11 protein-coding genes are annotated in these 12,780 nt (G+C 69.9%); 4 read left to right on the top strand and 7 right to left on the bottom strand.

Annotated elements, in window-relative coordinates:
* Positions 1-144: 144 nt before the first annotated feature.
* Together ACZ5LB_RS09520 and ACZ5LB_RS09515 are read right to left on the bottom strand one after the other, a co-directional pair.
* Positions 145-744, bottom strand: coding sequence for a tetratricopeptide repeat protein (locus ACZ5LB_RS09520; RefSeq protein ID WP_464605957.1), 600 nt, complete (start codon positions 742-744; stop codon positions 145-147).
* Between the two features lie 71 nt (positions 745-815).
* Positions 816-1,922, bottom strand: coding sequence for a homogentisate 1,2-dioxygenase (locus tag ACZ5LB_RS09515; protein WP_464605956.1), 1,107 nt, complete (start codon positions 1,920-1,922; stop codon positions 816-818).
* A 124-nt stretch (positions 1,923-2,046) separates the two neighbouring features.
* Between ACZ5LB_RS09515 and hppD the strand changes: the two genes are divergently transcribed.
* Positions 2,047-3,153: a 4-hydroxyphenylpyruvate dioxygenase gene (gene hppD, locus ACZ5LB_RS09510; protein WP_464605955.1), complete on the top strand. Its 1,107-nt coding sequence runs from the start codon at positions 2,047-2,049 to the stop codon at positions 3,151-3,153.
* Positions 3,154-3,294: 141 nt separating this feature from the next.
* Here hppD and ACZ5LB_RS09505 read toward each other — a convergent pair whose 3' ends face one another.
* Positions 3,295-4,023, bottom strand: a complete 729-nt coding sequence (locus ACZ5LB_RS09505) for a LytR/AlgR family response regulator transcription factor (RefSeq protein WP_464605954.1) — start codon at positions 4,021-4,023, stop codon at positions 3,295-3,297.
* Positions 4,020-5,108 carry a sensor histidine kinase gene (locus tag ACZ5LB_RS09500; RefSeq protein ID WP_464605953.1) on the bottom strand — a complete coding sequence of 363 codons (1,089 nt, stop codon included), beginning with the start codon at positions 5,106-5,108 and terminating at the stop codon, positions 4,020-4,022. Before ACZ5LB_RS09500 ends, ACZ5LB_RS09505 begins: the two co-directional genes overlap by 4 nt.
* Positions 5,109-5,521: 413 nt before the next feature.
* Between ACZ5LB_RS09500 and ACZ5LB_RS09495 the strand changes: the two genes are divergently transcribed.
* Positions 5,522-6,067 (top strand): hypothetical protein, encoded by a 546-nt coding sequence (locus ACZ5LB_RS09495; RefSeq protein ID WP_464605952.1) that lies wholly within the window; start codon positions 5,522-5,524, stop codon positions 6,065-6,067.
* 14 nt (positions 6,068-6,081) lie between these two features.
* Here the strand turns inward: ACZ5LB_RS09495 and ACZ5LB_RS09490 are convergent, their stop codons facing one another.
* Positions 6,082-6,528, bottom strand: a complete 447-nt coding sequence (locus ACZ5LB_RS09490; RefSeq protein WP_464605951.1) for a hypothetical protein — start codon at positions 6,526-6,528, stop codon at positions 6,082-6,084.
* Complete coding sequence (locus ACZ5LB_RS09485) at positions 6,528-7,442, bottom strand: LysO family transporter (RefSeq protein WP_464605950.1); 915 nt, start codon at positions 7,440-7,442, stop codon at positions 6,528-6,530. The genes ACZ5LB_RS09490 and ACZ5LB_RS09485 overlap by 1 nt, the downstream gene beginning before the upstream one ends.
* 35 nt (positions 7,443-7,477) lie before the next feature.
* Here ACZ5LB_RS09485 and ACZ5LB_RS09480 point away from each other — a divergent pair, with 35 nt between their 5' ends.
* Both ACZ5LB_RS09480 and ACZ5LB_RS09475 read left to right on the top strand, forming a co-directional pair.
* Positions 7,478-8,650 carry an alanyl-tRNA editing protein gene (locus ACZ5LB_RS09480; protein WP_464605949.1) on the top strand — a complete coding sequence of 391 codons (1,173 nt, stop codon included), beginning with the start codon at positions 7,478-7,480 and terminating at the stop codon, positions 8,648-8,650.
* Between the two features lie 166 nt (positions 8,651-8,816).
* The gene (locus ACZ5LB_RS09475) at positions 8,817-10,175 is read left to right on the top strand and encodes a DUF2225 domain-containing protein (protein WP_464605948.1); all 1,359 of its coding nucleotides are present in this window, start codon (positions 8,817-8,819) and stop codon (positions 10,173-10,175) included.
* Here ACZ5LB_RS09475 and acnB read toward each other — a convergent pair.
* Positions 10,172-12,757 (bottom strand): bifunctional aconitate hydratase 2/2-methylisocitrate dehydratase, encoded by a 2,586-nt coding sequence (gene acnB / locus ACZ5LB_RS09470; RefSeq protein WP_464605947.1) that lies wholly within the window; start codon positions 12,755-12,757, stop codon positions 10,172-10,174. The two genes, ACZ5LB_RS09475 and acnB, sit on opposite strands and share 4 nt — an antisense overlap.
* Positions 12,758-12,780: the final 23 nt, after the last annotated feature.

The following is a 12,780-nucleotide window of genomic DNA, read 5'->3' as shown; positions in this document are numbered from 1 at the left end:
CCATCACCCGGAGGGCGGTGCCTGGAAGCCCGCTTCTCGTGTGCAAGTCCCTTGAAAATATAACCTATATTTCCTGCGGGCCTTGCGCCCGATTATCGGGCTTCCAGGCACCGTCGCGAGGCCGAATAATACGGGGACAGCCTCCTACAGGCTCGTCATGAACTGCTTGGCCTGTTGGGCCTGGGGGCTGTCGGGGGCCATCTCGATGATCTTCGCCCAGACCTTGCGCGCGGCGGCCTTGTCGTTGAGGTTCGTGGCGTACACGATGCCCATGTTCAGCATGCTGGGCAGGTGGTTCGGATCGAGCTTGCCGGCCTGCTTGAAGTTGGCCAGGGCCTTGTCGAAGGCCTTGAGCTCGCGGTACATGACGCCCTGGTCGGTGAGGATGTCCGGGGCCTTGGGGTTCTTGGGATCCAGCGCCAGGGCCTTGGCGTAGGCGTCCACGCTGAGCTGGGGCTGGTGGGTGTCGAAGTAGTCGTTGCCCAGCATGACCAGGGCGTCGAAGTCCTTGGGGTTGCGCTCCAGGGCGGCCTTGGTGGCGGCGATGCGGGAGAAGGCGTCCACCTGGCCCATGCCCATGGGAGGCATTCCCGCGGGGGGCATGCCGGCGGGGGCCGCGGCGGCGGGCGCCGGGGGATGGGTGTGGCCGCTGGTGGTGGTGAAATACACGCCCGTCCCGTAGCCCAGCAGGAAGCCTGCCACGAGCCCGGTCCCCAGACCGATCAGGATGTTCCGGTTCTCCACGATGCCTCCAACCCGACAGAAATGAACGGATCGGAATTCTCTCACGAAGCGATGGAACCTGCGAGCGGGTCCTATTTCCAACTGCTCCAGTAGGCCTCGTTCTCCACGGCGGCCGCTTCGGGCGTGGCTTCCAGGGGGTGGAAGGCGTCCACCATGACGGCCACTTCGTCCGTGCGGTCCTTCAGGCGGGAGGCCGGGATGGCCTTGGGGTGGGGGCCGTGGTGGATGCCCTGGGGATGCCAGGTGACCATCCCGGGACCGATCCCTTCCCGGCTGAAGAAATGGCCGTCGGAGTAGAAGAGGACCTCGTCGTAGTCGATGTTGGAGTGGTAGAAGGGCACCCGCATGGCCCCGGGCTCCTCCTCGAAGGGGCGGGGCAGGAAGGTGCAGATGACGAAATTGCGCCCGAGGAACGTGCTGTGGGCGCTGGGGGGGAGGTGGTACCGGGGGCTCACCACCGGGCGGATGTCCTTGACGTTGATCCGCCAGACCGTGAGGTCGCCCTTCCAGCCCACCACGTCGTTGGGATTGAAGGGGTAGTAGACCCGGGTGATGGCGTTGCGGCGCTTGATGTGCACGGCCCATTCCCTATCGGGCTCGGCGGGGGGCTCCAGCTCCGGGGTGTCGATCATGGCGGGGTCGAAGATGGCGTTGGGGCCCAGCTGGTTGCGATCGGGGATGGTGATCTCGCCGGCGCTCTCGATGAGCAGGTAGGCCTGGGGCCCGGCGGAGGGCAGGAACCGGTAGGTGGTGCCCCGGGGCAGCACCAGGTAGTCGCCCCGCACGTAGTCCAGCACCCCGAAGGTGGTCTCCAGGCGCCCGCCGCCGGCGTGGATGTAGTAGACGTCGTCCCCGTCCGCGTTGCGGTAGAAGAAGTCCATGGCGCCCGCGGCCACCCAGTGCAGGGCCACGTCCTCGTTGCGGAGGAAGCACACGGGCTCGAAGGGGCCCGCGGCGGGGGCGAGCCGGTTCAGGTCGTAGCTGCGGGGGCGCAGGGGGCCTTCGATGCGGCTCCAGGCGGTGACGGGGTGGGTGCGGTACAGGTGACTCGTGCGTCCGAAGAACCCCTGGCGGGCGAATTCCTCCTCGAAGGTCCCCTCGGGCAGGTCCACATGCGCCTGGCGGGTGATCCGCCCCTTGCGAAGGGGGAAAAGGCTCGATTCGTTGGTCAATTTCATGGATTCACCTGGGCGGGGGGGCGTGGGTTCCAGCAGTGTAGCGCCGAAAAAATCTCCGCGGCGAATCCGTCTCAATCTCTTTGCAGGCTGCTATGATCCTGGATTCCTCCGCACGGAGTCATGAATGTCGAAGACCAGTTTCGCCCTTTCCACCCCCACCGGCCGGGTCGCCACGAACCCCCTGGGCATCGAGCGCATCGACCACTTCCAGATGACCGGTGTCCTGGACCGGCTGGAGCCCCTCTACCGCCGCCTGGGCTTTTCGCGGGTGGCCTCGGGCAAGGCCCCCTGGGGCCGGCTCGTGCACCTGCGCCAGAACCGCATGGACGTGCTCATCCTCGAGGCCGACGACACCCACTGGGCCGGGCGCTACTTCCACGCCCACGGGGAGGGCGTCTGCGCCCTGAACTTCCAGGTGGCCGACCTGGACCGGGCCCTGGCCACGGCCCGCGCCAGCGGGGCCAAGGTCATGCTCGAACCCGAGACCCACCACCACGGCGGCGGCACGCTGCGCTTCGCGGCCATCAAGGGCGTGGGGGACGTGCTGAACTACCTGGTGCAGCGCACCGGCGAGGTGGAGCCCTTCTGGCCCTTCCTCCACGCGGACCCGGGGCTGCCCCTGTGCGAACCCGGGCTGGTGCGGGTGGACCACCTCACCAACAACGTCGGCCCGGGCGAGATGGAGCCCCTGGTGGACTTCTACGAGCGGGTCTTCGGATTCACCGTGACGCGCACCTTCAACATCCGCGGGCACCTGGGCACGGGCCTCAATTCCAAGGTCGTCCAGAGCGCCAACGGGCGGGTCATCATCCCCATCAACGAGCCCACGGACGAGAAGAGCCAGATCCAGGAGTTCGTCAACCGCCACAAGGGCCAGGGCGTCCAGCACATCGCCATGTCCACCAACAACATCCAGGAGACCCTGGCCGTGCTCAGGGCCCAGGGGTTCCAGTTCCTGGAGGTGCCGCGCACCTACTACGAACTCCTGCCCGGCCGCATCGAGAAGGGCGGCTACAAGGTCACCGAGGACCTGGCGGACATCGAGGCCCTGGGCATCCAGGTCGACGGGGACGCCTCCGGCTACCTGCTGCAGATCTTCAGCGAGGACCAGATCGGCCCGCTCTTTTTCGAGATCATCCAGCGCCGGGGAAACATGGGCTTCGGGGAAGGGAACTTCCAGGCGCTGTACGATTCCATCGAACTGGACCAGCGGCGCCGGGGCGTTCTCTAGGGGCAACAATTCCTGCCTTTTGTCCCTGGCTCGGCCGGATCGGATCGGAAGGACCATCGAAAAGCTCAAACGCTGGGGCGCAGAGTGCTCGCTGGGGCGCTGGGAAAAGAAGCAAGTGTGCCTACGGCGGCCAAGAACCAGTCAGAGCCCCAGCCTTTCCCGCAGCCGCGGCGCGCCGCCCCGGCTCGCCTCCAGTTCGCCGCCTCCGGCCAGGCGGACGATGGCCCGGCCCCCTGAGGAGGGGCGCAGGCCGATGACGGCCTCGGGGCGCACCAGGAGGTGCCGGTGGATGCGCAGCAGGCCCGCGGCGGGGAATGCGGCCTCCACCTCGCCCAGGGAGGTCCACTGGGTGCGCATGCGCGCGCCGGCGTGGGCGAAGACCACCTCGTTGTCCACCTCGAAGTGGGTGGTGCGGGCCAGGTCCACCAGCACGATGCCCTCTCCGGCCTGCACCGGGTAGCGCAGGGGGCCGGGGTGGGGGGCGGGGGCGGCCAGGGCGTGCACCTCGGAACCCTTGCGGGCCTCGATGCGCTTGAGGGCCCGCTCCAGCCGGGAGGCGGTGATGGGCTTGAGGAGGTAGTCGGTGGCCTCGGAATCGAAGGCCTCCACCGCATGCTCGGGGAAGGCCGTGGTGAGCACCGCGGGCATGCGGCCCTCCACGGAGCGCAGGATGGCCAGCCCGTCCAGGTTGGGCATGTGGATGTCCAGGAACAGGGCGTCGACGTCCTGGGGCCGCCGGAGCCACTGGGCGAGGCCTCCGCCCTCCGCGAAGGTGGCCACCACCTCGCAACCCGCCTCCTGGAGGAGGCGCACCAGGCGCTTGCTGCTCAGGGCTTCGTCTTCCGCCACGACCACGCGCAATCGGCTCATGCCTTCTCCTTCCACCGCACTTCGGCGACGGTCCAGGGGCCGTCCTGGGCCAGGGTGAACGCACCCGCGCCTTCCATCCAAAGGTTCAGCCGGGCTTCCAGGTTGGCCAGGCCCACGCCGTGACGGGGGGCGGAACCCAGGGCCATGCCCGTGTTGGCCACGGCCAGCGCCACCCACCCGCCCTCCCGGGCGCAGGAGATCCGCAGGTCGCCGCCGGCCCCGCAGGGGCTGATGCCGTGCTTGATGGCGTTCTCCACCAGGGGTTGGAGGAAGAGGGGCGGCAGCACCACCGCATCAGCCCAGGCCGGCCAGAGCCATTCGACCCGGAGGCGCTCCCCCAGGCGCATCTCCTCCATGGCCAGGTAGGCCTCCACCAGCAGGCGTTCCTTCAGGAGCGGCACGAAGTCGGCTTCGGAGTGGCGGGTGAGCATGCGGTACAGGTCCGCCAGGCGCGCGATCATCTCCTCCGCCGCCAGGGGGTCGTCGTGCACCAGCTCGGAAAGCCCGTTGAGGGCGTTGAAGAGGACGTGCGGCTCCAACTGGTTCTGCAGGGCCCGGGACCTGGAATGGCGGAGAAGGCCGGCCATGCTGCGTTCCCGGGCCTCGGTGGCCTCCTTGTCGGCGAAGACCCACCCGAAGGCCAGGGCGAAGGAGACGTTCACCAGCGCCAGACCCAGGATGGGCGGCGTCCGGGGGCCCCGGCCGGGGTCGAAGCGGTCCGGGGCCTGGGGGCCCTCCCTGGGGGGAGGTTCGCCCGGGCGCGGCGGCCGGGGCGGGCTCGCCAGCTGGTGGACGCCCAGGACCAGGGCCACCCAGGCCGCGTTGAAGAGGAGGGACTGCAGGATCCCCCTCCCCAGTCCGGCCATGGGGGCGTCGTCGCCGGTCCATTGCCAGGGAAGGGGAGCGAGGGCCAAGTGCCCCAGGAGCAGGACGAAGGGGAAGACGATCTCGGACACCGAGACCCCCGGCGGGCCCAGGGTGAAGCGGAACAGGCAGAACATTCCCCCGACCAGTAGGATGATGGCCAGGTTGGCGCGACCGGTGACGCGCCTGAGGAGGGTCGTGCTGATCCGTTCCTGCCGCATGGGTTTCCCTGGGTTCGGGCCGATGGCCCAGCATCCATGAAAACAGCGAATTGGGCAAACCGTCGGCTGCCGCCGCCCAACGGCGGATTCGTCCCGCCCGGCGTCGACGGGGCCCCGGCGGGCGTTCCGGCCGGGGGATCCGGCCGATGCGGGCGCCCCCGGAGGGACGCTGCGGAATGTGCATGGCGCTTTTAAATTAAATATTGATTCATGTTGGATGGCCTTCCCCGGCCGGCGGCCGCGGCGCCGCGGGAACGCCCCTCCCGTCGGCCCCCCCCCAGGCGCGATCCGGCGGCGCGGGGGGGCCGTTCCCCGGAAACCCTTTCGCCGTGCCCGTTTCCGGCCGAAGGTACCTGGCGGGAGGTTTGCAATGGGTCGAGGCGGACCGTGTCCGCTTCCACAAGGAGGGAACCATGAACATCACCGCAACGGGGACGTCGAGCCTCTCGGCCCTGTATCTCCAGCGCCTGCTGGGCCTGACGGACACGTCCCCGGACGACGAGTCCGGCACCGGCACCAGCACCGGCGCCACGGATCTCCTGACCCTTTCCGCCGCGGGGCAGCAGGCCGCGGCCGCCGGCGGGACGGATCCGTTCCAGACCGACCTGGCCTCCCTGGCCTCGAGCATCTCCTCGGGGGACCTGGATTCGGCCCGGAAGGCCTACCAGTCCATGGTGGAAAAGATGGGGAAGAACGGCGAGATCCCCAGTGATTTCAAGGCCATCGGCACCGCCCTGGAATCCGGCGACCTCGACGCGGCCACTGCCGCCGTCGAGGAGGTGCGGTCCAAGGCCGCCAAGGGCCCCCAGGGCGGGCCGCCCCCCAAGGGCGCCCCGGCGCTGGATGAGGATTCGACGAGCCTGGTGGAAGCCCTGCTGTCCGGGGACACCGGCTCCACCCGGAGCGTGGAGTCCATCGCCGCCGCCGCCTACCTCGCCAACGCCTCGGCGCTGGGGTAGCGCGGCCGCTCCGGCTACTTCGCCCACTCCAGGCTGTCCCGCTTGGCGTGCCAGTGCGCGCCCAGGTCCAGGGCGATGGCCATCTCGCACAGTTCCAGGGCACCGTGGAAATCGGCCCTCTCCGTGCGGGCCTGCACGCCCCGTTCCAGGGCCGTGGTGGCCTCCAGGGCCCGGCGGTAGCCGTGGCCCAGGGCCGGCTCCATCTCGGGGAGGTTCTTCAGGAAACCCTGGAGGGCCTCCTCGACGCCCTCCCAGTCCTGGGCCTGGGCCCGGGCCTCCGCCAGGAGGTCGAAGGCCACGGCCTTGACGGCGTTGGGCAGCGACTGCTGGCCCTCCAGGGTGCGCAGGAGATACCGGGCCGCGCCGGCGGGGCCCGTGAGCGCGGCCTCCCGGTGCCCTTCCACCAGGTCCTCCAGGACCTCCTTCACGGACTTGTTCACGCGTTCGATGCGCTTGGCCATCAGGACCCCAGGAGGATGCGTACGAGGGGGATCACCGCGAGGCTGCAGACGATCCCGGAATAGACGGAGACGAGGGTGAAGGTGCGCCCCGAGTAGCGCTGGACGAAGGGCAGCATCACGTCCATGGAGGTGGCCCCCCCGATATGGATGGGCAGGTAGGGCGAGACGCGCGCGGCCACCGGCGCCGCCAGGATCGCGAAGAGCTCCCGGGTGAGGTTGTGGATGAAGGCCAGGAGCGACATCACCACCAGGCCCTTCTGGGCGATCAGCACCGACGAGAGGGAGTACCAGCCCAGCCCCGAATACAGGAGCAGGCCCTCGCGCACGGGGATACCGCGCACCAGGCTGAAGACGGCGCCGCAACCCAGGGACATGGCGATGTTGAGGAAGGGCAGGACCAGCAGCGGCAATGGCAGGTCCTTCACCTTCAACCGGTGGAGGTCGGCGCCCAGGTCGAAGCCGATCATGGCGACCAGGATGCGCAGGAGCCAGTCCGCCACGGCCTCCAGGGGCAGGTCCGCGGAGACCCTCGCGGGCAGGACCAGGAAGGCGGCGGCGCCCAGGGCGATCCATGCGACGTTCGCCGCCACCGCGGCCAGCTCGTGGCCGCCGCCCCCGCCGTTCGACTCCGGCTCGCTGGCGGGACCGCGGCGCGCCTTGGACGCGGCCCAGAACACCAGGAAGAAGACCGCCACCAGGAGGAGGCTGCTTCCCACGGCGGCCGCCAGCACCCCCAGATCCCGGGCGAAAAGCTCCCGGGAGCGGGCGAGGCGGGTCCCCATGATGAAGAGAAGGGAGCCGATGGCGTAGCGCGTGGCCGCCCGGTTGAGAAGAATGGCCTTCTCGTTGAGGCGTGAGGCATAGCCGGCCAGCGCGCCCGCCAGGAGTAACAAGAGCAGGGCGAGCACGTTCATCTGGCCATCCTATCACCCATGGTACCCTTTTCCCCATGAGCGACCTGGCCGGCTACGAACGGGACCCCTACCTCACGGAGCTGGACACCGCGGTCCTGCGCGCCGGGGACGACGGGCGCCCCTTCGCCGTGCTCGCGGACACGGTGCTCTACCCCGAAGGGGGAGGCCAGCCCGCGGACCGGGGCACCCTGGGCGGAGCCGAGGTGCTGGACGTCCAGAAGCGCGACGGCGAGATCCGCCACTACCTCCAGGCCCCCGCGGCCCCGGGCCCCGTCCATGTGCGCCTGGACTGGGAGCGCCGCTTCGACCACATGCAGCAGCACACCGGCCAGCACCTGCTCACCGCGGTGGCCCAGGACCGCTTCGGCTGGGAGACGCGGGCGTTCCACCTGGGGGAGGAGGTCTGCGACATCGAACTGGGCGTGGCCGCCCTGGGCGCCGAGGACCTGCGGGCCCTGGAGGACGCCGTGGCCGCGGAGGTGCGCGCGGCCCGCCCGGTGGAGGCGGCGCGGGTGAAGCCGGAGGACCTGCCGGGCCTCAAGGTGCGCTCCCGGGGCCTGCCCGAGGGTTTCACGGGCGACGTGCGGCTGGTCACCATCCAGGGGGTGGACACCAACACCTGCGGGGGCACCCACCTGCGCTCCACGGCCGAACTGGAGGCGGTGGTCCTCCTGGGCGCCGAGAGCCTGCGGGGCGGCACCCGCCTCTTTTTCGCAGCCGGGGGGCGCGCCCGCCGGCGCATGGCCGCCCACGAGGCGCGCAACGCCGCGCTGCGGACCCTCCTGGGGGCCCCCGACACCGGCCTCGCGGCGGCCGTGGAGGGCAAGCTGGAGCAGGTGCGCGTCCTGGAGCGCAAGGCCCGGGCCCTGGAGGAGGAACTGGCGGACCGGGTGGCGGAGGCGCTGGCCGCCCGCCCCGGCGTCGTGGCGGACCACCATTTCGAGGGCCGGGACGCGGCCTTCCTCCTGCGTGCCGGTCGTCAGCTGGCCGCCTCGGCCCCCGGCAAGGCGGTGTTCCTCACCGCCACCCTGGAGGGCAGGCATTTCTTCCTGCTCACCGCGGGGGAGGCCTCCCCCCTGGACGTTCCCGCCCGGGGCCGGGAGCTGGCGGCCCTCCTGGGGGGCCGGGGAGGAGGCTCAGGCCGCCTCTTCCAGGGCAAGGCCCCCAGCCTGGACGCCCGGGACGCCGCGGTGGCCCTGCTTTCTTGAATTTTCCGGCCTTCGGCCCTATCATCCTCCCATCCGGTCCTCCGATAGGTTTGGGCGGAGCGATCGGATCGCCACCAAAACCCATATCGACCTTGAACCATCACGCGGCCCGATCCCGCCGGGGCAGGCGTGCCTGACCCATGGCGGCCTCATCCGGGGATCCCCCATGGCCGACGAACCGCTTCTCACCAAGACGATCCCGTGCCCCGCCTGCGAGCAGAAGGTGCCCCTGCGGGTGGCCAATCCCAGGCTGTACACCGTGGCCAGCCGGGAATCGGACCGCCACGTCACCGCCTACCGCTGGCTGCGGGGCCTCGTCACCGACGTGGTGCCCCACCACTACCGGGTCTGGCAGTGCCCCTCCTGTCTGTTCGCGGACCTGGCCGACCGGGTGGACACGGAGAAGCTGGACGGCAGCCTCGACGAGGCCCGTTCCGTCTTCATGGACATCTCCATCGAGAAGCGCGTGGTCCTGGATTCGCTGCGCAAGCTGGTGCCCGACGGGGACCTGGACCTGCGGGGGGCGGTGGCCATCCACCTGGCCGCCCTTCTCATCGCCCTGCTGCCCAGCAAGCGCATGGACCACGGCAGGCTGGCCCGGCTCGCCATCCGCCTGGGGTGGCTGTACCGGGAGATGGACGGCCCCGCCGCGCCGCCCCCCGAGCCCGAAAGCCGCACCTCGGCGGAGCTGGCCGAGGCCACGGAACGGCTGGACGGGCTCCTCCAGGAGGCCGCCGCCGCCCTGGAGGTCATCCGGGGCAAGGGCCGCCAGCGGGGCGTCGAGCTCCGGTTGGCCGCCGACGCGAACCCCTACCTCGCCCACGGGGAGCTCATCGACGTGCGGCTCCGCACCGTGCAGGCCGAGGTGGCCACCCTCCAGCTGGCCGTGCTCCAGGACCAGCAGGGTCGCCTGGCGCCGCCCCCGCCCCCCGAGGCGGACCCCGGCGGCACCCTGGCCGGGTCGCTCCAGGCCATCCTCCCGCTGTGGCCCACCCTGCCCAGGAACGAGCGCCAGTGCATGCTCCTGGCCCTGGAGGCCCTGGAGTACAGCTACCAGTACGAGCGCGGCAGCGAGAGCGAGGACGAGGGCGTGGCCCAGGTGAACCTGATCCTCGATCTGCTGGTGCGCCTGGGCCTCCTGGAGCGGGCCCTGGACTGGACCTCCCAGATCTCCAAGTACGCCACCGACAACGTCGAGGACCTCCAGAACCGCCTGGCCAAGGGCCGGGGCACCAAGGCCATGACCGCCTTCGACGAGACCGTGATCAACCGGAAGATCGCCGCCATGGGCCTCACGCGGCAAAAAGCGGGCGAGCGTCGGCGGGAGGTCCTGGAGCTGATGCTGGAGCGGGACCGGGAGGCCATCGACGCCTCCCTGGCCGCCACCTCCGCCCAGCCCGCCCCGGAGCGGGTGAAGGCCCTCCTGGAGCTGGGCATCCACCAGGGCGTGGTGGCCCTGCTCGGCAAGGAACTCGCCGACAGGACCAAGGAAACGCCGGGCTGGTTCAAGAACCTTTTGAACTAGACCGTTACGGTATCCGCCACGTCCCGGAAGGACGCGATCTGGTCGAAGTTCATGTAGCGGTAGATGTCGCTGGCCTTGCTGTTGACGGTGGCCACCTGGGCCTGGTACTCGGCCGAGGTGGGGATCCGGCCCAGCAGGGCGCAGACGGCGGAGAGCTCGGCGGAGCCCAGGAACACCTGGGTGTCGATGCCCAGGCGGTTGGGGAAGTTCCGGGTGGAGGTGGAAATGGCGGTGGCGCCCTTCTTCACCTGGGCCTGGTTGCCCATGCACAGGGAACATCCCGGGGTCTCCATGCGGGCGCCGGTGCGGCCCAGGATGCTGTAGTAGCCCTCCTCCATGAGGACGAATTCGTCCATCTTGGTGGGCGGGGCGATCCACAGGCGGGTGGGGATGTCGGTCTGGCCTTCCAGGACCCGGCCGGCCGCGCGGAAGTGGCCGATGTTGGTCATGCAGGAGCCGATGAAGACCTCGTCGATCTTCGTGCCGGCCACCGCGGACAGCGGCTTCACGTCGTCGGGGTCGTTGGGGCAGGCCAGCAGGGGTTCCTTGATGGCGCTCATGTCGATCTCGATGACGGCGGCGTATTCCGCGTCCCGGTCCGCCTCCAGCAGCTCGGGCTTGGCGACCCAGGCCTCCATGGCCCGGATGCGGCGCTCGAGGGCGTTGCGGTCCTCGTAGCCGTTGGCGATCATCCACTTCATGAGGGTGATATTGGAGTTCATGTATTCGAGGATCGGTTCCTTGTCGAGCTTCACGGTGCAGCCGGCCGCGGACCGCTCCGCGGAGGCATCCGTCAGTTCGAAGGCCTGCTCGATCTTGAGCTTGGGCAGCCCTTCGATTTCCAGGATCCGGCCCGAGAACACGTTCTTCTTGCCCTTCTTCTCCACGGTGAGGAGGCCCAGCTTGATGGCCTCGTAGGGGATGGCGTTCACCATGTCCCGGAGGGTGATGCCGGGCTGCATCTCACCCTTGAAGCGCACCAGCACGGATTCCGGCATGTCCAGGGGCATGACGCCCGTGGCGGCGGCGAAGGCCACCAGGCCCGAACCCGCGGGGAAGGAGATGCCGATGGGGAAGCGCGTGTGGGAGTCGCCGCCGGTGCCCACGGTGTCGGGCAGGAGCAGGCGGTTCAGCCAGGTGTGGATCACGCCGTCCCCGGGCCGCAGGGACAGGCCGCCGCGGTTGGTGATGAAGGGCGGGAGGGTGTGGTGCACCTTGATGTCCACGGGCTTGGGGTAGGCGGCGGTGTGGCAGAAGGACTGCATGACCATGTCCGCCGAGAAGCTCAGGCAGGCCAGGTCCTTCAACTCGTCGCGGGTCATGGGGCCCGTGGTGTCCTGGCTGCCGACGGTCGTCATGCGCGGCTCGCAGTATGCGCCGGGGCGAACGCCCTCGCCTTCGGGCAGGCCGCAGGCGCGGCCCACCATCTTCTGGGCCAGCGTGTAGCCCCGCTTGGACGCGGGGGGGACGGGGTTGGGGCGGAAGAGGCCGGAGGGGGCGAGCCCCAGGGCCTTGCGGGCCTTGGCGGTGAGGCCCCGGCCGATGATGAGCGGGATGCGGCCGCCGGCGCGCACTTCGTCGAAGAGCACCTCGGACTTCACCTTGAACCCGGCCACCTCCTGGCCGTTCTTGAGGACCTTGCCCTCGTAGGGGCGCAGCTCGACCACGTCGCCGGTCTCCAGGCCCGAGACGTCCATCTCGATGGGCAGGGCGCCGGAGTCCTCCATGGTGTTGTAGAAGATGGGCGCGATCTTGGAACCCAGGCACACGCCGCCGAAGCGCTTGTTGGGCACGAAGGGCACGTCGGCCCCCGTCCACCAGAGCACGGAATTGGTGGCCGACTTGCGGCTGGAGCCCGTGCCCACCACGTCGCCCACGTAGGCCACGGGATGCCCCTTGGCCAGGAGCTCCTGCAGGAGCTTCATGGGACCCAGCTTTCCGGGTTCGTCGGGAACGATGCCCGGGCGCGGGTTCTTGAGCATGGCCAGGGCGTGGAGCGGGATGTCCGGGCGGCTCCAGGCGTCGGGGGCCGGGGAGAGGTCGTCGGTGTTGGTTTCGCCGGGCACCTTGAAGATGGTCACGGTGAGGCTCCGGGGCACCTCCGGCCGGCAGGTGAACCACTCCGCCTCGGCCCAGCTGGCCAGCACCGCCTTGGCGTTGGCGCCGCCCGCGTCGGCCTTGGCCTTCACCTGGTCGAAGTAGTCGAAGATGAGCAGGGTCTTCTTGAGGCCTTCGGCGGCGATGGCGCCCACCGCCGGATCGTCCAGGAGCGCGATGAGCGGCGAGATGTTGAACCCGCCCAGCATCGTCCCCAGCAGTTCCGTGGCCTTCTCCCGGCTCACCAGGGGGCTCTTGGCCTCGCCCCAGGCGACCTTGGCCAGGAAGTCGGCCTTGACCTGCGCCGCTTCGTCCACGCCCGCGGGCACCCGGTGGATGAGCAGCTCCAGGAGGGCGGCTTCCTCGCCCTGGGGAGGCTGCTGGAGGAGGCCCACCAGGGCCAGGGTCTGGTCCGCGGTCAGGGGAAGGGGCGGAATGCCGAGGGCGGCGCGTTCGGCTGCGTGGATACGGTAGGCGGCGAGCATGGGACCTCCGGACTCAACGATAG

It is taken from the genome of Mesoterricola sp. MK458, from assembly GCF_055384935.1.
The sequence above is the reverse complement of the archived record's forward strand: the minus strand, read 5'-3'. Positions and strand labels throughout refer to the sequence as shown.

Coding starts and splice junctions, on each gene's coding strand:
- ACZ5LB_RS09490 (WP_464605951.1), bottom strand. CDS start 6,528: ATGGCCAAGCGCATCGAACGCGTGAACAAGTCCGTGAAGGAGGTCCTG.
- ACZ5LB_RS09495 (WP_464605952.1), top strand. CDS start 5,522: ATGAACATCACCGCAACGGGGACGTCGAGCCTCTCGGCCCTGTATCTC.
- ACZ5LB_RS09480 (WP_464605949.1), top strand. CDS start 7,478: ATGAGCGACCTGGCCGGCTACGAACGGGACCCCTACCTCACGGAGCTG.
- ACZ5LB_RS09505 (WP_464605954.1), bottom strand. CDS start 4,023: ATGAGCCGATTGCGCGTGGTCGTGGCGGAAGACGAAGCCCTGAGCAGC.
- ACZ5LB_RS09475 (WP_464605948.1), top strand. CDS start 8,817: ATGGCCGACGAACCGCTTCTCACCAAGACGATCCCGTGCCCCGCCTGC.
- ACZ5LB_RS09515 (WP_464605956.1), bottom strand. CDS start 1,922: ATGAAATTGACCAACGAATCGAGCCTTTTCCCCCTTCGCAAGGGGCGG.
- ACZ5LB_RS09485 (WP_464605950.1), bottom strand. CDS start 7,442: ATGAACGTGCTCGCCCTGCTCTTGTTACTCCTGGCGGGCGCGCTGGCC.
- ACZ5LB_RS09500 (WP_464605953.1), bottom strand. CDS start 5,108: ATGCGGCAGGAACGGATCAGCACGACCCTCCTCAGGCGCGTCACCGGT.
- acnB (WP_464605947.1), bottom strand. CDS start 12,757: ATGCTCGCCGCCTACCGTATCCACGCAGCCGAACGCGCCGCCCTCGGC.
- hppD (WP_464605955.1), top strand. CDS start 2,047: ATGTCGAAGACCAGTTTCGCCCTTTCCACCCCCACCGGCCGGGTCGCC.